Annotated in this window: 11 protein-coding genes; 5 read left to right on the forward strand and 6 right to left on the reverse strand. The window is 52.7% G+C overall.

The annotated features are described in order from the left end of the window. Positions 1–105: 105 nt before the first annotated feature. The 6 genes from SH668x_RS04285 to SH668x_RS04310 form a co-directional block, all read right to left on the reverse strand. The gene (locus tag SH668x_RS04285; protein WP_437187461.1) at positions 106–1,686 is read right to left on the reverse strand and encodes an Nramp family divalent metal transporter; all 1,581 of its coding nucleotides are present in this window, start codon (positions 1,684–1,686) and stop codon (positions 106–108) included. Between the two features lie 177 nt (positions 1,687–1,863). Then, complete coding sequence (locus SH668x_RS04290; protein ID WP_437187462.1) at positions 1,864–3,513, reverse strand: cyclase family protein; 1,650 nt, start codon at positions 3,511–3,513, stop codon at positions 1,864–1,866. A 130-nt stretch (positions 3,514–3,643) separates the two neighbouring features. Beyond that, on the reverse strand, positions 3,644–4,954 hold the full coding sequence (locus tag SH668x_RS04295; RefSeq protein WP_437187463.1) for a sedoheptulokinase: 1,311 nt from the start codon (positions 4,952–4,954) through the stop codon (positions 3,644–3,646). Beyond that, a complete protein-coding gene (locus tag SH668x_RS04300; RefSeq protein WP_437187464.1) occupies positions 4,951–5,769 on the reverse strand; it encodes a fumarylacetoacetate hydrolase family protein in 819 nt (272 codons plus the stop codon). Before SH668x_RS04300 ends, SH668x_RS04295 begins: the two co-directional genes overlap by 4 nt. Before the next feature lie 173 nt (positions 5,770–5,942). After that, positions 5,943–7,013: an Ldh family oxidoreductase gene (locus SH668x_RS04305; RefSeq protein ID WP_437187465.1), complete on the reverse strand. Its 1,071-nt coding sequence runs from the start codon at positions 7,011–7,013 to the stop codon at positions 5,943–5,945. A gap of 175 nt (positions 7,014–7,188) precedes the next feature. Beyond that, the gene (locus SH668x_RS04310; RefSeq protein ID WP_437187466.1) at positions 7,189–8,178 is read right to left on the reverse strand and encodes a C-terminal binding protein; all 990 of its coding nucleotides are present in this window, start codon (positions 8,176–8,178) and stop codon (positions 7,189–7,191) included. A 172-nt stretch (positions 8,179–8,350) separates the two neighbouring features. Here SH668x_RS04310 and SH668x_RS04315 point away from each other — a divergent pair, with 172 nt between their 5' ends. The 5 genes from SH668x_RS04315 to SH668x_RS04335 all read left to right on the forward strand — a co-directional run bounded on the left by SH668x_RS04315 (position 8,351) and on the right by SH668x_RS04335 (position 19,616). Then, positions 8,351–9,031, forward strand: a complete 681-nt coding sequence (locus SH668x_RS04315; RefSeq protein WP_437187467.1) for a FadR/GntR family transcriptional regulator — start codon at positions 8,351–8,353, stop codon at positions 9,029–9,031. Between the two features lie 4 nt (positions 9,032–9,035). Then, the gene (locus tag SH668x_RS04320; RefSeq protein WP_437187468.1) at positions 9,036–13,292 is read left to right on the forward strand and encodes a DUF1592 domain-containing protein; all 4,257 of its coding nucleotides are present in this window, start codon (positions 9,036–9,038) and stop codon (positions 13,290–13,292) included. A 123-nt stretch (positions 13,293–13,415) separates the two neighbouring features. After that, the gene (locus SH668x_RS04325) at positions 13,416–14,720 is read left to right on the forward strand and encodes a DUF1552 domain-containing protein (protein WP_437187469.1); all 1,305 of its coding nucleotides are present in this window, start codon (positions 13,416–13,418) and stop codon (positions 14,718–14,720) included. 331 nt (positions 14,721–15,051) lie between these two features. After that, entirely contained in the window at positions 15,052–18,165 is a 3,114-nt protein-coding gene (locus SH668x_RS04330; protein WP_437187470.1) for a PSD1 and planctomycete cytochrome C domain-containing protein, read from the forward strand. 11 nt (positions 18,166–18,176) lie between these two features. Continuing rightward, positions 18,177–19,616: a DUF1501 domain-containing protein gene (locus tag SH668x_RS04335; protein WP_437187471.1), complete on the forward strand. Its 1,440-nt coding sequence runs from the start codon at positions 18,177–18,179 to the stop codon at positions 19,614–19,616. Positions 19,617–19,658: the final 42 nt, after the last annotated feature.

Genomic DNA, 19,658 nt, shown 5'->3' on the forward strand with positions numbered 1-19,658 from the left:
CACTGAACTCAGGAGTCGTGTCAGCAGGCGAGGTTCCAGCGAAGCCGTGTTGTGGCGTGAATCACAAACTTGGCTGTGCGGGATCCTCGCCTGTTTGCGTTCAGCTCAGTTGGCACCTGACGTGAAGTAATTGATGATCGCCGGATACTGCTTGGAATAGAAGACCAATAGACTCAGCCCCAAATAGAAAACGGAACACCCGAGCACTCCAAGGTTCTGAAACCATCGAGGACGGATTGGCTTGGGGAGAAGTGTGTTGTTGATCCAGATCAGCTGAAGTGCGGTGACGCCTAATGCGATGTTGTTCAGATTCGCAATCACGATCGTCATCAGCTTCGGGGTTCCGTACACGCTGAACAGGTAGGCGCAGATCAGCGACCAGACCACGTAGCAACCGAGGATTGAATAGTAGATCCACTTGACCTGATTCGGTTGGAAGGTTTCCCGAACCCGTTTATTTCCAGTCCAGATGGCATCTGTCCACCGCCGGCTGAAATCGTCGACGATAGACAACTGACTCGGGAGCATCACTGCCAGGCCGGCCCAGAGTGCAGCGATCCACAGGCACTTTGCCATGAACGGCGAAATCGGGGCCAATCGCATTCCATCTGCAGTGATGATCGCCTGTGCCCAATCGAGTCCGCTGTCCTTGAGTGTCGAGAAATTCGCGAAGTAAATCGACATCAGGGCCGGGAGTGCCATTCCCATGAAGCAACCCGGTCCCCAGATGAAGACCTGATCGGTGAGGATGTACTTCCACCAGCCCTTCCAGCGTCGCAGATTCTCTTCGGTAAGTGGGAAGACTGTCCCGGTGTGGCTGAGCGTGACATTCTTTCCTCCAACTGCGCTTGCAATCGCTCCGACGAGTTTCCCCATCCCCCAGCCTTTGTCTCTGACGAAGTTGCTGTAAGTTGAGTTCGCAAGCCCACCTCCCCCAGCGTAGCCAGCGAAGGCTGCCAGAACCGCGATGTTTGCAAGGTCAATCGCAGGCCATGCGCCATTCTGCTGGTAGTAAGTGAAGGCATTGACCAGAGTATCTTTTCCTTCCGGTGTCGAAACCGGAACGTGTCCGAACTTCACAAACCCACTGAAAATACTGACCCAATCCTGGAACGGGGTGAAGAAGACACCAATGAACAGGCAAAAACCGAGAATGAACAGGACCTTGACCGTCATGATCGCTTGCAGCATGTTGTAGATCTTCCCTCCAACGAGGACGGGAATCACTACAGCAATGAGACAGGCGTAGGATAGGGCTGTGACAAGCCCCTGATCTTCTACCGTTGGAGGACGGTCGAGATAGAGAGAAGCAATGATGGCTGCGGCGTGGGTTGAAAGCCCCGGGATCAGAACATTGAGATTCAGGAAGACCATGGCCGTCATCCAAAATCCCGGTCCGGGAAACTTTCTCATGAACCCCGTGAACACCGGTTCGCCGCAATAGAGAGCGTACCGCCCGCATTCCATATTGTAGAAAATTTGCAGAATGATGGCGACGGTGGCAACCCACATGAGACCACCACCGTATCTGGCTGTGATCTCCGGGCCGAAGAGCCACTCACCGCCACCAATCTGAATTCCCATCATGACGATTCCAGGGCCAATGAAACTGGTCCAATTTCGCCATTTGAGTGGAGTTGGTTCCGGGAGATCAGCAGTGTTCCACGGGGGTATGACGTTGGCCATGTTACGCCTTTCCAAGCGTCGGTAGCGCAGTACCACCCGGCGTCCGCAGAGAGACGTTCAAAACGTCCGGACTGTGTCGCTGAAAGGCTGGTACTGCGTCGTCTCAAGGAGACGTCAAGTTTCAGTTGTTACTCGAGTAGCGAGGAATCCCCCGCGTTGCACCCTGCGAGTTCCAACTTAGTAAAGCACGATCGCTCTCCCGGGAGTTCCGTGGCAGTCACGGATCTTCAGGGCTGCAAACAGGAAGTAAGCATCTTTGGGAATATTCTCGAAGTTCTGCAGGAATTGAACTCCGACCATTTCTTGAGTCCCGAGTGCCCAGTAAGTCATGAGGGCACGACGAGGTTCAACTCCTCCAAGGTCCGGGGCGTCGCTGGCGAGACATCGGATGCCTCTTTTCTTTAGGAAATGGACCACATCCGGACCGGGAGAAGGCCAACCTTCTTTGTCCCCTCGCAGTGGATCAGTCCAGAGTCCCTTCGCGCCTTCGCTGAAGTGGTCGGCAAGGAAACCTGTCTTGAAAAGAACGATGTCACCCGGATTGAGTTTACCATAACGGTCTTCATAGCGTTCAATTTCAGTGATGGTGATTTCAGGAGACTTCGGCCATGTTCCGGGCTCGGTGCTCCCTACCAGATGGCTGACATCAATGACTCGAGTGGGCCCGCAAGTCCAACTGAGTGGAACTTTCTCTGCAGTCATGGAACTGTGTCCGCGAGGCCCGTACTTCTTTTCGTAGTCTTCAAGCCATCCACGGACGACCGGCGAATATGCAGGAGTCTCGGACTCTGGCGGGAGAGCGTAGGAAGGGGGGACAAGATTGGTTCCAGTCATCGAGTCCATGAGGTGGGTATGATGCCACATATCCAGATAGTCGTTGTAGAGGAAATCGATCTTCAGGTAGACCTGACGATGTTCTCCGGTGGCGACTCCCGGATTTGTGAGGGGAGCGCCAAATTCCAACGTCGGTGAGAGGTCAATGGCCCGTTTGTGTTTGACCGCTTCTATTAAACGTTGAGGAACGTCTCCACCAACAATCGAGAATGCACGACTTTCGCTGTACGGCCCCCCTCGATGTTTGGGAGCCAGAATGCAGTAGAACGCTCCGGTTTCCGGGATGTCTCCCAGAGCAGTTGCGCCCTCGGTCCAGATCATTCCATACTTCAATCCAGCGTAATGAGTTGGCTCTGCCAGATCCGGCAAGGGGCCCATGCTCGCACTGTCCGTTCCAAGCGTCAGCACTCCCTTTTGTCCCAGGTACTCCATGCAGTCAGGGTCTGGGTCCGGATAACCGGGAGCCTTGCGATCGAGGATGTCCGGAAGGAATCGACCCCCTTCTGGAAGCGGTCGATAGTACTTGTCCGAGAAATCGCTCCGGAACAAGACGACATCACCGAATTTGACGGGTCGATGTTTCTTTTCGAACGCCTTTACAAAGTCGGAAGTGACCAACGGACTGACTCCATTGGGGGCTTTGTCTAAAAGGTCACGAACATCAACAACGCACGCTTCTCCTCCAAACTGCCACGGTTCAATGACGTCGGTGTAGGCGAGGCCGAATGGGCCCGACTTCTCGCGTTTCAATTCTGGACGGGCAGCAGAGTGAGGGGGCACATCCAGTTGGGTTCCGGTATTCCCATCGATCATCAGCACATCGACGTTGTAAGCGGATGTCGGTCCGATGACTCGCTCATGAGTCAGCTGAAATCGGGGGAATGGCTCAGTCGGCCAAGTGCACGGGAACTCTGGAGCGATCAATAGCGAGTGATCGACGAATCGAGGAGATTCCGCATTTTCTGTTGGCAGTTTGTCTTCTGCGTGGAGCATGAGACAGAATGCGGGGATAGTGATCCCGACTTGAAGTATCAGTCGCGTAGCCGTAGTGACGGAAAATCTCTGCATACTGCGTCCTCGACAATTGAAGTTCAATCCGGCATTCATTAATGCGTTCATAGCATTAACGCATCACACCCCGGGCAATTTCTAAAAGTCCTGCCAACGTTTCTTCTGTTTCAATGGACTCACGAATCTCGCAACCAAAGCGGCTCTGAATCATCTCTCTGAGTAATGGGACCGACCGGGTCATTCCGCCAGAGATCGCCAGACGCTTCCATTGGCTCTGGTAGCCCAGTTGCTTAGAAGCAGCCAGTAAGTTGTCAGCCATCGATTCAAGACAAGCGTGGAAGAGGTTTCCAACCGTCAGATTCTCTGTGGTAATTCCATCGATGTGACCGCTGTTTCCTAATGGGCCCGCAAAGAAGCTGAGTTTGGTTTGAAGACCGCCCCCCGTCGCGGAGGCAACTTCACGGGCAATGTATTCCCAGGGATTGCTGACAGAGAGCCCTTGGGCTTTGGGGATCTCCAACAGTAAGTCGACAAGGACGTTCAGTGATCGTCCCGCTGGAAGATGTGTGAACGTGTTCAAAAACAGTCCGTCGAAATAACGGCTGCACTGAGATGTTCCGAGTTCGAATTGATGTGAAAGGAGACTCACCTGCGATCCGGTCGAGATATTGAGAGACAACTCCCCCAACTGCAGGCCCGCTCCTTTCAAAGCGCACTGTTGATCTCCAAATGATGCAAAGCAAGGGATTTTTCTTCCCTTTAAAGTCGCAGTTCCAACCGGCGTTCGGATGTCGGAGATGGCCGGCCAATTGATTGATGTTAATCCAATCGCCTGCATCGCTTCATGATGAATTTCACCGCGAGAAAGATTGAGCATCCCGATCGTGTGCGTGACGTCCATCTGCGGAGGGGTTTTGCACAGGCTCGAGATGACGAAATCTGCGACGCTCGCTGGAATCCCATTGGAAGGGAGTTTTCCTTGCTGCTTTAGACAGACGAGTAGGGTGGTGGTTGATCCTGGATGCAGTTCGTTCCCGATTTCTGCATAAAGTTTAGGGCACCATTTGGAACGGATTGATTGCAGTGTAGATTCGGACGAAACGGGTGAGTCCAGGCTGCGTTGATCTCGCCATGACAAATAGTTGGTCAGGGGATTTCCCGCGTCATCAACGAGAATCGTGCCTCCCTTCTGCCCGGAAAAAAAGAGGCCCGAACAATCCGGGGCAGAGAGGAGGAGCCGATCAATGACTTTCATCGCAGCGGACAGAATTGCATGTGGATCGACTTCAAAATAGCCCGACGGCAAACCGTTCAGTGGAGCAGGAAAGGGTTCCCGCTCCAAGCACTGAACGCTTCGCTGATCGAGATCTAGCACCGCGCCTTTGATGCTCGACGATCCGACATCAATTCCAAGGACCTTCATGCGTTCCCCGCGACAACTTCTTCGATCACGGGGTTGGTCAACGCACCGATCTTTTCAATTTCGATTGTTACGGAGTCCCCGTGTTTCAGGAAAATTGGAGGCTTGCGAGCCCCGCCAATTCCATGAGGAGTTCCGGTGAGAATGACTGTCCCTGGTCGCAGGATCGTGCTTCCGCTCAGAAACTCGATCAGCGTCGGCACGTCGAAAATCATGTCGTTGGTATTCCAGTCCTGCATCACGTTCCCGTTCAGAACTGTGCGGATGGAAAGGGCGTTGGGGTTCGGAATCTCGTCCGCTGTCACGAGAGCGGGGCCGAGCGGCAGGAATGTTGCGAATGTTTTACCGCGACACCACTGTCCTCCTCCCCACTTCATCTGCCAGTCTCGAGCACTCACGTCATTGGCACATGTGTAGCCCAGAACGTACGAGAGAGCGTTTTCTCGGGTTGCGTTGTGGCATTCCCGGCCGATGATAACAGCGAGTTCACATTCGAAGTCGACAGCGTCGCTGCGAAGTTTGCGGGGGAGAACAATCGGTTCGCCGGGATGTTGCAAGGTTCCTGAGTTCTTGAAGAACAGGACCGGTTGCTCAGGAATCGCCTGTCCCCCTTCTTCGGCATGCTTGCGGTAATTCAAACCGATACACATGACATCGCGGGGTTCAATTGGAGCAAGAAGTTGGGCGACATTTGCTGCTTCACCGCTATCGTGATGCTGTCCGAAGATGTCCCCGTCGATTCGAGTGATCGAATCAGAACTTCGCTGATTTCCCCAGGAGATGTTTCCAGCAGTGTCGCGATATCGCACAATCTTCATTGGTCTACTTTTCTGAACGGAGTTGTTTGTTTTTTTGCTGTCGATTGAAGACTTCGTGCAGCTGAAATCGTTCTACGCACTTCAGTTGATTGGCCTGCCTTCGTAATCGAGAAGGCATCTTATTCAGCCAGACGATCCTCGCCAGAGATCAAGGGGAATTTATTTGTATTGGGTCAGATTTCATTCGAAATTTCCAGTTCTTTCATTGAAAGGCTGAAGTCGCTCGCGACTTGGCTTAATTTCTCGCGAACATCGCGGGGAAGGTCTATTCCTTGTGTTTTTGCGCGGAAGTAATTGTTCCATTCCCGTTCTCCGGGAAGAAGAACTCGATCAACGCCGACGGCGGTGGGGGCAGCGTTCAATTCTTCGATGAGGCGATGGAGCCGAGATGCAAATTGACCGGGTGGTGACATTGCAGCGGCGTCAATTGCAATGAAAGATGCGTTGTTGCCGGACGGAACGTCAGCTGAGTCGAACATCCAGCTTCCCACCTCCCAAGTCATCTTTCCACCGGGAATGACAGCTGAGAGAATCTCACACCAGAGCCCAATGCCGTAGCCCTTGTGTCCAGCCATCGGGGCGAGTGCTGCACGGTCGGGGTAGAGGCTTCCATCGGTTGTTGGGAGTCCATCTTCTCCAATGAGCCAGGTTGAAGGGATCGGTTCGCCACGTTGACAGGCACTATAGACTTTTCCTCCGGCGACAGCAGCGGTCGCGATATCGAGAAGGATGCTTTGTCCTCCTTCTCTCGGGATTCCGTAGGCGAGTGGATTGCTTCCGAGGACCGCCTTGGTGGAGCCCGGGGCTGCAACACTGGGGATGTCGTTTCCTGTGACCATTCCGATGAGCCCAGCCTGTGTGGCCAGTGTTGTGAAGTACCCTGCGGCGCCAATATGCCCCGTGTTCTTCAACCCCACATAGGCGATTCCCGTTTGTTTCGCTTTCTCAATCGCAAGATTCATTGAGTAAACGCCACCCACTTGTCCGAGACCGGAATCTCCATTCACAACGGCCCAAGCCGGACCTTGTCGCTCAATGAAGGGTTCTGCCTGCGGGCGATATCCGCCCCCTTGAAGTTTCCTCATGTAGCCTGCGAGTAGCTTGCTCCCATGAGTGAAGACTCCCATTGCATCTGCGGTCGTAAGTGCGGTGGCAGTGATGACGGCATTAGCGTCGGAGATCCCCGTTTGTTTCAGAGCATTGAAGCAGAATGATTCCAGTGATTTCATCGAGATGAAATTCATACTTCATTCTCCTTCTCTAAGTGGTCACCCAATTTGAACGGCGCGTGGCCGATTCCGGCATTCGACGTAATCGTCGATACGGCGTGTCTGAACCATTAGGGAATCGCAGACGTCCCGGGCTGGACGATCTCAGTAAATCCTGCGATTTCCACCTGTATTTCACAAACAGGATCAGTCACGTCGATGGCGAAGTGGCGTTGGAAGGTTTGACTCCGTTGACGACATTCCGTGGAGTTTTGCCCAGTACTGCTTCCACTGCGAGAGTTGCTGCCGATTCCCGAAGTTTCTGCACGGCGGGCGGACTGACGGAAGCGATGTGTGAAGCCACGATCACATTGCTCATTGAGAGAAGTGGATGGTCCTTTGGCAGTGGTTCAGGTGCAAAGACATCCAGTGCAGCTCCGCCAACTTGACCTGATTTGAGAGCTTGGACGAGATCATCTGTCACAATTAAGTCGCCACGGGCGACGTTGACAATGCGAACCCCCGTTTTCATCTTCTTGAGAGACTCGGCGTTGATGAGCCCTTTTGTTTCTGCCGTGGACGGGCAGTGTAAGGTCACTAAGTCCGAAGAAGCGAGAACTTCCTCGAGACTGGCTGGTGTACCGCCGGCCTCACGAATACCGTCGGCTGGCACCACAGGATCGTAAACAAGTACTTTCGGTTTGAATGGTCGGAGGCGAGCGAGAACCTCTCGTCCGATTCGTCCAAGTCCAACAAGACCGATGGTTAAGTCTCGAAGTGCGGACATTTCTGAGACAGGCGTTGCGAGTCCCCAAGTCCCTTCCTTCAGGGACAGGCAGTTGGGAAGAACTTGCCGTGTCATCGACAGGATGAACGCCAAGGTGTGGTCAGCGACTTCATCAATGCAGTAGTCCGGGACATTGCAGACCGGGATATTCCTATTGCGGGCCTGCGAAATGTCGACATTATCAAAGCCGATGCCGTAGCGAACAATCGCTCTTACGTTACGCATTGAATCGATGACATTGCTGTCCACTGATGCGAATTGCGTGATGACTGCGTCAGCATCTGCAACAAGTTCCGGGAGAAGTTCTGGACTTTTTCGTTCCTTCCAGGCAACGAGTTCAATTTGGTGCTTTCGAAAGATTTCCTCTTCGATTTTTAAGTCGGGAAAGCTGTAGTCAGTGATTGCAACCTTCATTTGGAAAACACTTTCGGGCGCAAGATGTTTTTGGAATGAACTCTGTAGAACTGACGGTGATCACCAGAATTAAACGATCATCGATGAAAGAATTGACTCGACTTAGTTTGTCAGATAATATTCTAATCTAGTTGCAGTGATGCGTTGCTGCAACCCAATTCGGGATCAAGTCATGTTAAAGGTCGTTGGGCGTTCAAAAATCCGGGATGTTGTTGCTAAACGGCTCAAAGAATACATTCTCGATGCAGGTCTTAATCCAGGGGATCGACTCCCCACTGAATCTGAATTGGCAGTGACATTTGGAGTGAGTCGACTCAGCCTCCGGGAGGCAACTAAGTCCCTCGAGTATTTCGGGATCGTTGAGTCAAAGCCGGGAAGAGGATTAAGTGTTGGTAGCGTCGACATTCATCGTGTCACGGAATGCATTGGGTTTCACCCAGCACTTTTGAACGCTGAGTTGCATCAACTGGTGGGCTCACGGGTCGCACTGGAAACGGGTGTGTTGGCTCATGTCAGCGAGTCATTCCAGAAGAATCCCGCGTGGTATGAAGAATTGTGTGTAATCAATCAAATGCTTCGTGAGGCAGTGAGTGCCGAACGTTTTATTGAAATTGATATTGAATTCCATCGGAAGTTAATGCAGGCATCAGGGTTGACGCCGTTGGCACCCTTTGCAGATGTTCTTGCAGTTTTCTTCCAACGGTTTCGGAAAAGTGTCCAGAACGCCGAGTGGTCGGTCGGAATTGAATCACATCAGAAGTTGATCGATGACCTGCGAGATGGCAATGTTGCCAGAGCATCGCGGGAACTTCGTGCTCACATTGAGAGCCACATCAACCGTATGGAGAGTTGACAAGATGCGAAGAGAGTTCACGCAGCAGCCACGTCGAGAGTACGGCGATTTCAAACAACGTCGATTTGCCGTAACCTGTATGAGAGGATTGCTGATTGTGATCTCCTGCGGCGCAGTGGCCAAAGCGGATCAGCAAGAAGTACTCGCCTTGGAGAAACCGTATCTCGCAGAGGTACGGCCTCTGTTGGCAAAATACTGTCAGGACTGCCACTCCGATGATCTTGCTGAGGCTGAGTTGAATCTTCAGGGATTCGACTCACTTGAGGTGGTCAGAAAGCATCCCGTTCAGTGGCAGTTGATTGAAGGGATGCTCCACACGGGACAGATGCCTCCTAAGGACTCCCCTCAGCCGAGCGAAGCCGAGAAAAAAACGCTTCACAATTGGGTGAAGAAGTTTCTGACGCTTGAAGCAAAGGCCTTTGCTGGCGATCCAGGCCCTGTTGTTCTCCGCCGACTCAGCAACTCAGAGTATACGAACACGCTTCGTGATCTGACTGGCGTCCCCGGACTGAATCCTGCTGAAGAATTTCCGGTCGACGGAGCAGCAGGCGAAGGATTTACCAATACCGGTAACGCCTTGGTGATGTCTCCTGCATTGCTGGTGAAATATCTCGACGCAGCGAAAGAAGTCAGTGCTCACAGCGTTTTGCTACCGGATGGGTTTCGCTTCTCGCAAGCGACCACGCAGCGAGACCAGACTGACGAAATGCTTGGAAAAATCCGTGGATTTTACTCGAAATACACTGATCCCCGTGTTGGCGAGAAAGTCAATCTTCAGGGGATTGTCTTTAACACCAACGATGGTGGTGGACTCCCGATTGAGAAGTACCTGATCGCGACAGTCTCCGAACGGGAATTGCTCCAGTCGAAGTCCAAGACCGTTGCGCAGGTCGCTGAAGAATCTGGGCTGAGCGCTAAATATCTTCAGCTGCTCTGGGATCAGTTGAATGCACCGGAGCAGTCACCAGTTCTAGGACGAGTTCAGGAGAAGTGGAGAAAAGCCACTGTCGAGAATGTGCCGGAACTCGTCGAAGAGATCAGCAGCTGGCAAAAAGGGCTGTGGACATTCTCAAATATCGGTCATATCGGAAAGTTGAATGGGCCGAAGTCCTGGCTCGAACCGCTTACGCCACTCGGATCACAACAGGAACTGCGATTCAAAATTCCTGCGAATGTGACCGTCGACGAAGTTGGACTGAGTCTGGTTGCAGCGAATGCGGGTGACGGGGTTGATTCGGATGTTGTGATTTGGGAGCGTCCCCGCTTGGTGTCTCCCGGTAAGCCGGAGATTCTTCTTCGTGACATTCCGCTCATTATGCAGAATTTTGAAAAACACCGTGCTCGAATACTCGACGGTGCAGAGGAGTCTTTGGCCGCGATTGACGATCTCATTCAGCGACAAGTGGAACCCGCTGCAATCGTAAAAGAGAAAGAGATTGATGAAGTCGCACTGCATGCTTGGATGCGGTACCTCGGAGTCGGGTCAGGCCCAACTCGCGTTCAAGGGCATTTTACAAGCAAGCATCTCAGCTCCGGTGGATATGATTTTGTCCAAGGCTGGCATGAAGGAGATCTCCCAGCCATCTGGGCGAACTCCAGCGATCAAGAAGTTCGCATCCCCGGTTTGGTGGTCCCACATGGTGTGGTCGTTCATCCGTCGCCGACGCACTCAAGTGGCGTTGTCTGGGAAAGCCCTGTTGATGGGGCATTTCAAATTGAAGGGACCGTCCAACCTGCACATGCATTGTGCGGAAATGGAATTAGTTGGTCGATCGAATTACGTCGCGGTTCAACCCGACAGCTTCTGGCTTCTGGCGACGCCGGCGGACAAAGTGTCGTTCCATATGGACCGTTCCCCAATATCTCGATTCAGAAAGGCGATTCCATCGCATTGATGATCGGGGCACGAAATCAGGACCACTCCTGTGACCTGACAGCGATCAATCTGAAACTGATCGAGCAAGGTGCCGGGAATCGAGTTTGGGAACTTGCTCCGGACGTTTCAGGAGACATTCTGGCGTCGAATCCACATGCAGATCGGTTGGGAAATCCGCAAGTTTGGCATTTCGTAGCAGAGGCCACCAGCGGCGGCTCAGGGACGGTACAACTGCCTGTCGGTTCATTGTTGGCGAATTGGCAAATCGAAAAGGATCCACAGGTCAAACAACAACTCGCTGCTGAATTCCAAAAACTGCTGAGCGGTGGTGCACCTGCGGACGACAACTCCCCGAATGCGAAACTTTATCGGCAGATGATGTCATTCGATGGCCCTGCGATGTGGCGAGCGGACATGGTTTCCGAGGCATCGCAAACTGCAGAGGATCAGAAATCGGCTCGGTCATGGGGAATCGCAGCAGACTACTTTGGCGATCGTCTGGGCGAAACAGGAGTCGATCGGGCAAGTCTTGTTGTGAAAGCTCCCTCGGTGGAACAGTTCACACTCCCCGCGAGTCTGGTTGCCGGTTATGACTTTGTCGTGACTGGGAAACTCGCTCCCCAATCGGGCAGAGAAGGGAGCGTTCAGCTTGCTGTCACCGACCAGAAGTTGTCCCAGCCTTTAGGGGGGGCTTCAGAAGACATCTTCCAAGCGAAACCCGCGACTGCAGCGACTCCAATTGTTGTCAATCCGGGCAGCGCAGCTCATCAGAAGTGGATCGCGGCATTCGACGAGTTCCGCAATTTGTTTCCAACCGCGATCTGCTACGCGAAAATTGTCCCGGTCGATGAAGTGGTTACGCTGACGCTGTTTTACCGTGAGGACGATCATCTCTGTCGTCTCATGTTGAATGATCAGGAAAAGGCTGAGTTGGATCGGTTGTGGTCCGAATTGCGGTACATCAGTCAGGATGCTCTCGCGACGATGGATGCGTTTGAGCAGATTTGGGAATACACGACACAGGATGGCGATACGCGGACCCTTGAGCCACTCCGTGCGCCGCTGCAGAAGAGTTTCGACGACTTTATCGTCGTCCTGAAAAACTCGGAGGCGAAGCACATCGATCATTTGCTCGTGTTCGCGGAACAGGCCTATCGTCGGCCAATCAGCGAAATCGAACAACAATCGATCAGAAACCTTTACCAGGCGTTACGAGCGGAAGAACTTTCACATGTTGACGCGTTCCGTCTGACGTTAGCCAAGGTCTTAATGTCGCCAGACTTCTTGTATCACGTTGAGAAGCCGGGTGAAGGGGCGGAAGCGACTCGTGTTTCGGACTGGGAACTCGCCAGCCGCTTGAGTTACTTCCTGTGGTCTTCGCAGCCTGATGCTGAACTCTATGAATTAGCCGCCGCTGGAAAGCTCGGTCAACCTGAAGTTTTGAAGCAGCAGGCTCGGCGGATGCTGGCTGATCCGAAGGCCAGACGTCTGGCAACAGAGTTTACCTGTCAGTGGCTGCACATCTATGACTTTAATAGTCATGATGAAAAGAGCGAGCAGCATTTCCCGGCATTTTCTGGCCTTCGCGATGCGATGTATGAGGAATCAATTCTCTTCTTCCTGGATCTGTTCCAGAACAATCGTTCCGTCGTCAGCCTGCTCGATGCGGATCATACGTACCTGAATGAGGCCCTTGCGGGGCACTATGGTATCCCGGGAGTTGAAGGGGAGGAATGGCGTCGCGTCGATGGAATTCGTGAGCAGAATCGCGGTGGTATCCTGGCGATGGCGTCAACACTGTCCAAACAGTCCGGAGCGTCTCGAACGAGTCCTACGCTGCGTGGAAACTGGGTGAGCGAAGTGTTGTTGGGTGAGCGAGTGCCGCGTCCACCGAAGGATGTGCCTACGCTTCCAGAAGATCCAGATGCTTTCGTTGGACTGACAGTTCGAGAATTGGTTGAGTTGCACGCGAAAGACGAGAAGTGTGCGGTTTGCCACGTCCGGATCGATCCAATCGGCTTCTCGCTCGAGCATTTCGACGCGATTGGGAAATTCCGTGAGAAAGATCACGGCGATTTGCCGATCGACACCTCAGTGGAGACAGTGGACGGTTTGAAGTATGAGGGGCTGGATGGACTGAGAAATCACCTGCTTTCTCACAATAAGGACGCTTTTGTCAGACAGTTTAGTAAGAAACTGTTAGGATATTCCTTGGGGAGGGCTGTGCAGCTTTCGGACGAGCCACTCCTCGAGGAAATTCAGGACGAACTGAAATCAAACGACTATCAGGTGCAAATCGTCATCGACAAGATTATTGAAAGTCCACAATTCCTCGAAATTCGCGGGCGCGATGCGGCGTTCGAGGATTTGCACGCTGCCCATTAGCAACAGAATCCCTCCAGGGCATTCAGGATTCACACGATCCTGAATGCCCATTGATACCGCATTCGATCTCGGAATTGGGTGTGGCCTGCCTTTATTCAACGACGCTCACATAGGAGTAAAGCCATGACCGACTATCGCTTCTCACGTCGAAATTTGTTGCGAGGACTTGGGGTCAGCATGGCCCTCCCCTGGATGGAATCACTCCCGGTCTGGGGGGATGATCCCGTCGGGAAACAGCCAGGAAGTGAAGCACCAGTGCGTCTGGCTGTCCTCTTCTGCGGGAACGGTTTCCATAACGGAGAGTGGTGGGCAAAAGGCGAAGGAAAGGACATGGAGCTTGGTAAAGTCCTCGCTCCAATGCACGACTTCCGCGAGAAGATGTTGTTCATCCGCGGGCTATACAACGCTGAAGCCACAAAAGGGAATATTCATAGTTCACAGACCGGGAATCTGCTCTCTGGAGCACCTCTCGCATCCGGTGGAGACATTCGCTCCGGAACAAGTATCGACCAGTTCCTGGCACAGACTTACGGTCGTTCGAACAAGGTGTCGAGTCTTGTTCTGGGATGCGAAAAGTCGAACCCATCGGTTCACAAGAACTATTCGATGCTCTACAGCTCGCATATTTCGTGGACGTCTCCAACAACTCCAACTCCATTGGAGATCTATCCAGCTCTCGCCTTCGACCGTCTGTTTAATGACGGCGCCCAGAAGGGAGATCGAAGCGTTCTGGATGCAGTGCTCGCGGACGCGACCGATCTTCGTCGCACAATCAGCGCGCGAGATCAGCGCAAGCTCGATGAATACCTCGACTCAGTACGCGATGTCGAAGTGCGAATTGAACAGGCTGGTAAGCAGGGAGAGTTGCAAGGGTGGCGTCCAACGTTGCTCAAGCCGGATATGCCGCGTCCACCGGAAGGAATTCCACAGAACATCGCCGATCATATGCGGTTGATGTGCGACATTCTGGTTCTCGGTTTCCAGACCGATACCACCCGTGTAACAACCCTGAAATTGAACAATGACCACTCGTCGTTGCGGTTCCCACATTTGAATGTGGACTACATGATTCACCACCTGTTGTCTCATGCTGACACAGCTGACTGGTTGAAGGTGAATCAGTTCTTCGTCGAGCAACTGGCATACATAGCCCGTAAACTCGATGCCATTCAGGAAGGGGAACGCACCTGCCTGGACAATTCGATGATCATGTTCTGCTCCAGTATGATGAACGGGGGACATGATAACAGTCAGCTGCCTGTGGTCCTGGCAGGAAGTGGAGGCGGTCAGATCAAGACGGGGCGCGTGCTCGATTATCGTGATCAGCCTGAACGCCAGTTGTGCCGACTCTATCTGTCGATGATGAACAAGATGGGGATTCAGCTCGATCGATTCGGAGACGCGACCAAGCCGTTGGCTGAAGTGTAGTTCGAAGTTCGACCTTTGCTCGTATATCAGGCGAATCAGGTCGACATTCGACTTGGTTCGCCTTTTTGTTGGAATTTCCACTGGTGGAGTCGCAGGACGGAAACTTTTCGAGAATCCGTAAAGTTCAGCAGGAGATATTGACGACGCAATGCTATTTGTATGATAATTGGACTTTTGTTGATGCGTCGTCTGGATTGGAATGCCGTCGGGTTGAGTGGGGCGTTGTGATATTGAACGCTCCACAGAATCAGGAAGCGGGCATTTCAGACACATCGAGCATGAAGCAAGGCGGTAGTCGCCCTCAATTTTTGATATTTTCTTGAGGAATGAAATGGACAGATCGATTCGGCTGGTTCATGGAATCCTCTTTTCGATCTTTAGTCTGGCATTGGTTCACGCTTCTGAGCCGGATGCAGCGAAACTCGCATTGTTCGAGAGTGAGATTCGCCCTTTGCTCATCGAGCACTGCCTGGAGTGTCACGGGGGAAAGAAAGCGGAATCTGGGTTACGACTCGATTCCTTCGAAGCTCTTCTCAAAGGAGGAGACTCCGGACCTGTTGTCAATCCGGGGCATGCAGACGTCAGCCTTTTGTTGAAGGCTGTTCGGCGTGAAGACGGCCTTGAGATGCCACCAGATCGCCCGCTTGCGGATCACCAGATTCAGTCGATTGAGAAATGGGTCGAAGCTGGTGCCGTTTGGCCAGAGGGGATGAGAATTGGTTCAACGGGTGGAGCCGAGCTGCGAAGCGGGCCGATCACAGACGCGGAACGTGCCTTTTGGTCATTTCAACCAATCTCCGATCCTGCTGTCCCCGAATCGACAGGTGATCACGATTTTGTTCACCCAGTGGATCGGTTTTTACAGGGGAAACTGGAATCATCTGGGCTTCAGATGCGTTCGCCAGCGGACAAGGTCTCTTTGCTGAGGCGAGCGACTTTCGATTTAACAGGTCTCCCTCCTCGACCGGAGGAAGTTGAGGCATTCCTGGCTGACGAGTCTGCCGATGCGTTCGCAAAGGTCGTGGAGCGGCTGCTCGCATCGCGAGCTTACGGGGAACGCTGGGGGCGACACTGGCTGGACATCGTGCGTTACGCTGATACCGCGGGAGAGACGGCGGACTATCCCACTCCTCTCGCGTACAAGTATCGCAATTGGGTAATTGATGCGTTCCAAAGCGATATGCCCTATGACGAGTTTTTGAAACTGCAACTCGCTGGAGATTTGCTTGGTCAGGAGATGATCGAAGGACTCCAACGTGAGCCGACAGCCGAAGAACTGGATCGCTATCGTCAGATGGTGATTGCGACCGGATTTATTGCCATCTCGAGACGGTTTGGATTTGATAGCCAGAACTATCATCATCTCACCATTCAGGACACAATTGACACCGTTGGACAGGCGGTGATCGGACTGACTTTAGGTTGTGCGCGTTGTCATGATCACAAGTTTGATCCAGTGACGGCTCAGGACTATTACGCCTTGTACGGGATTTTTGAGAGTACCAAGTATTCTTTTCCCGGGTCTGAGGAACGCCAACGTCCCGCTGATTTGATCCCGGTTCTTCCCGCTTCTCAGGCAGAGCGTGCCAAATCACATTTCGACGCTCGCCTTGCTCAACTGGACGCTCGATTGGGGGAACTTAATGAGACGATCCAATCCTTCAAGGAATCCAGGGTTCTATTCGATGGGTTCGAGAGTCAGGCATTGAATCAACAGGTTGGAGAACCGTTCAAATCCTATTCTCAAGTCACCGTCGTGGAGTCGGGGCAGAGTCCATTTAGAAACGTCAACCCACTTGGCACTCGCGGTGTTTTTGCAGCCGGAGACAACGAGAACAATGCATTCGAGTTTCCACTCGGAAAGGAACACACATCTGAGTCGACTCCCGTGCTGTATTACAATCTGGATTTCAGGAACACGTCCGCTGCTTCAGAGTTCAATGGTGCCTATCGCATGTATCTTGGGCACGGTCCCGGTCATTCACCAGCAGTCGAATTGGGAGTCACCGGCCGAAATCTGGCTGTTCGAAACGGGGCGGATTTTGAATCAGTCGCCGATCTCGTCGAGAATGAATGGTATAACATTCAGCTGACCTTGAATCTTGGATCGAAAACGTATTCGGGCAGGCTGACGAGTTCCCACGGAACCATAGAATTTTTCGATAAGAGTTTTGCAACTCAATGGGACGGGGTGATCGATGACACGTTCGTCGATCGCTACGGTTACATTCCCGGGACGCCTCCTCCGCGTGAATTTGACAACCTCGTTGTTTCAACGACTCAGCTTGCGCCGGCGGAGCACTCATTGGATCTGGATTCCAAAGAAGTGCAGGAACTCCGCCAGAAAAAAGAGGATTATCAACGGCTTCTCAATGAAAGGGCAGCGGCCACCACCGAGAAAAAGGAGCTGACTCAAATTGGCCCTTATGAGGTGCTTTACGGTGTGATGGAGCAGCCACAATCAGTAGATGCTGTCCTTCAGCTACGAGGAGAACCATCAAAGCCGGGGGCAGTGGTTGCCCGTCGAAATCTCGAGATTCTGGGAGGGACACCGCTACCAGATGGTGTTGGAAGTGGGCGAAAGCAGCTGGCTGAGTGGCTATCAGATTCTCGGAATCCGCTGACAGCGCGAGTGATGGTCAACCGCATCTGGCAGCATCATTTTGGTCGAGGACTTGTTTCCACAGAAAGCGATTTCGGCTTCCGTGGTGAAGCTCCCTCTCATCCGGAGTTGCTGGATTGGCTTGCCTCTCGATTTATCGAATCCAACTGGTCGATTAAGCAGATGCATCGACTTTTAATGACTTCGGCGGCCTATCAGCAGGCGAGCAGTTTTGATCAGACAGCTGCGGAAATGGATCCGAATAACAGACTGCTGTGGCGGTTCAGCCCGCGTCGTCTCAGTGCTGAAGAAATCCGTGATGCCATGCTATTTGTTTCAGAGACACTCGACCTGACCGTTGGAGCAGAACATCCGTTCCCTCCGACTGATCGTTGGTCTTTCTCTCAGCATGGTCCGTTTTATGCCGTTTACGACACACCGCAGCGCAGCGTCTACCAGATGCAGCAACGACTGAAAAAACATCCGTTTCTGGGGCTTTTTGATGGGGCAGATACGAACGTAAGTACGGCACATCGGCAGCTGACCACAGTCCCCACTCAAGCGTTGTTTTTGATGAACAATCAATTTGTCCATCAATGTTCGCAGGACTTGGCGAAGCTCTTGGTGTCGGAATACTCCGACGATGGGGAGCGTGTCGGTCAGTTATTTGAGCGGTCGTTAAGTCGACCTGCGACTTCTGACGAATTGCAAGAATCATTGCAGTTCATCAGTGAGTATCGCTCGGCATTGACAGAGTTGGGTGATGCGAACGCATTGGAAAAATCCTGGGCAGCATTCATTCGAACCGTGCTGATTCGCAACGAGTTCCTTTATTTGAATTGAGCGGGGATGTGATGTTAAAGAACCGCAAGGGCGAAGTCGAAAGTCCGCTGACGAGAAGGGCAATCTCTCGTCGTGGGATGTTGCAGCGATCCGCCGGGGGATTCGGAGCGCTTGCATTGTCCAGTATGCTTGCTGAAGAAGGACAGGCGAACTCAACAACTGCGGATCCCCTTGCCCCACGGAAACCCCCACTGGTCGCGAAAGCGAAACGGGTCATATTTCTGTTCATGACAGGCGGGGTGTCGCACGTCGACTCATTCGATCCGAAGCCAAAGCTATTTTCGGATCATGGCAAAACAATCACAGTTGATAACTTTCAGGGAAAGTTGGGCGAGTTCTCAATGTACCTCAAACGTCCCGACTGGGGCTTTCAACGAGGGGGGAAGAGTGGAATTGAGGTCAGTGATCTCTTCCCGCACATGCGAGATATTGTGGACGACCTGTGTGTGATTCGCTCCATGTCCACGGATCACACCAATCACTACGAGAGCACTCTCGGGATGCATTGTGGATCCTGGACCTTCGCGAGGCCGAGCATCGGATCGTGGGTTAGCTACGGACTCGGTACCGAGAATCGAAATCTCCCTTCGTTCATGGTCATCGCCCCGTATGCTCCATACGCAGGAAACCAGACTTGGGGAAGTGATTTTCTTCCGGGAGCCCATCAGGGAACGCACATTCTTCCTGGGACGAATCCGATTCCAGATATCCGACCTTTAGTCGCCAATTCGCGACTGCAGGAACTGGAACTGGAGATTCTGCAACGATCGAATCGTCGACATCTCGATGAACATGCTGGCGATCAGGCACTGGAAGCCCGGATTCGATCGTTTGAGACAGCGTTCGGGATGCAGCAGGAGGCCCCTGAGGCAATGGATCTCTCCGGTGAAACGGCAGAGACACTCAAGATGTACGGTCTTGAACCGGGGCAAACGACCGGGTTTGGATGGCAATGCCTGGTGGCCAGGCGTCTCGCAGAGCGAGGTGTGCGTTTCATTGAATTAATTGACGTGGGGTCTTCGAACAACTGGGACGCCCACGGAGACATGGCAACACATGGTCCGTTGGCGAAGAATGTCGACTTGCCCATTGCCGGTTTGATGAAGGATTTGAAACTGCGTGGAATGCTTGATGATACGCTGGTGGTCTGGACGACTGAGTTTGGACGAACGCCATATAACGCAGCCGAAGGGCATACCGGGCGCGAACATCATCATCAGGTCTTTTCTTCGTGGATCGCGGGAGCAGGGGTCAACTCCGGGATGGTCTACGGCAGCTCCGACGAGTTGGGTGTGGGGGTGGCAGAGAACAAAGTCCATGTCCATGATTTTCATGCGACGTTGCTCTATCTACTCGGTCTGGATCATGAGCAACTCACATTCCGTCACGCGGGCCGTGACTATCGTTTGACGGATGTGCACGGTCGTGTTGTGAAAGAGATTACAACCTGAAAACGTATTTTTACTGGTGCTGTTCTTTTGTTTTCGTTCCAT

Origin of the sequence: Planctomicrobium mucosum, assembly GCF_051466335.1 — a bacterium.
Lineage (GTDB): Bacteria > Planctomycetota > Planctomycetia > Planctomycetales > Planctomycetaceae > Planctomicrobium.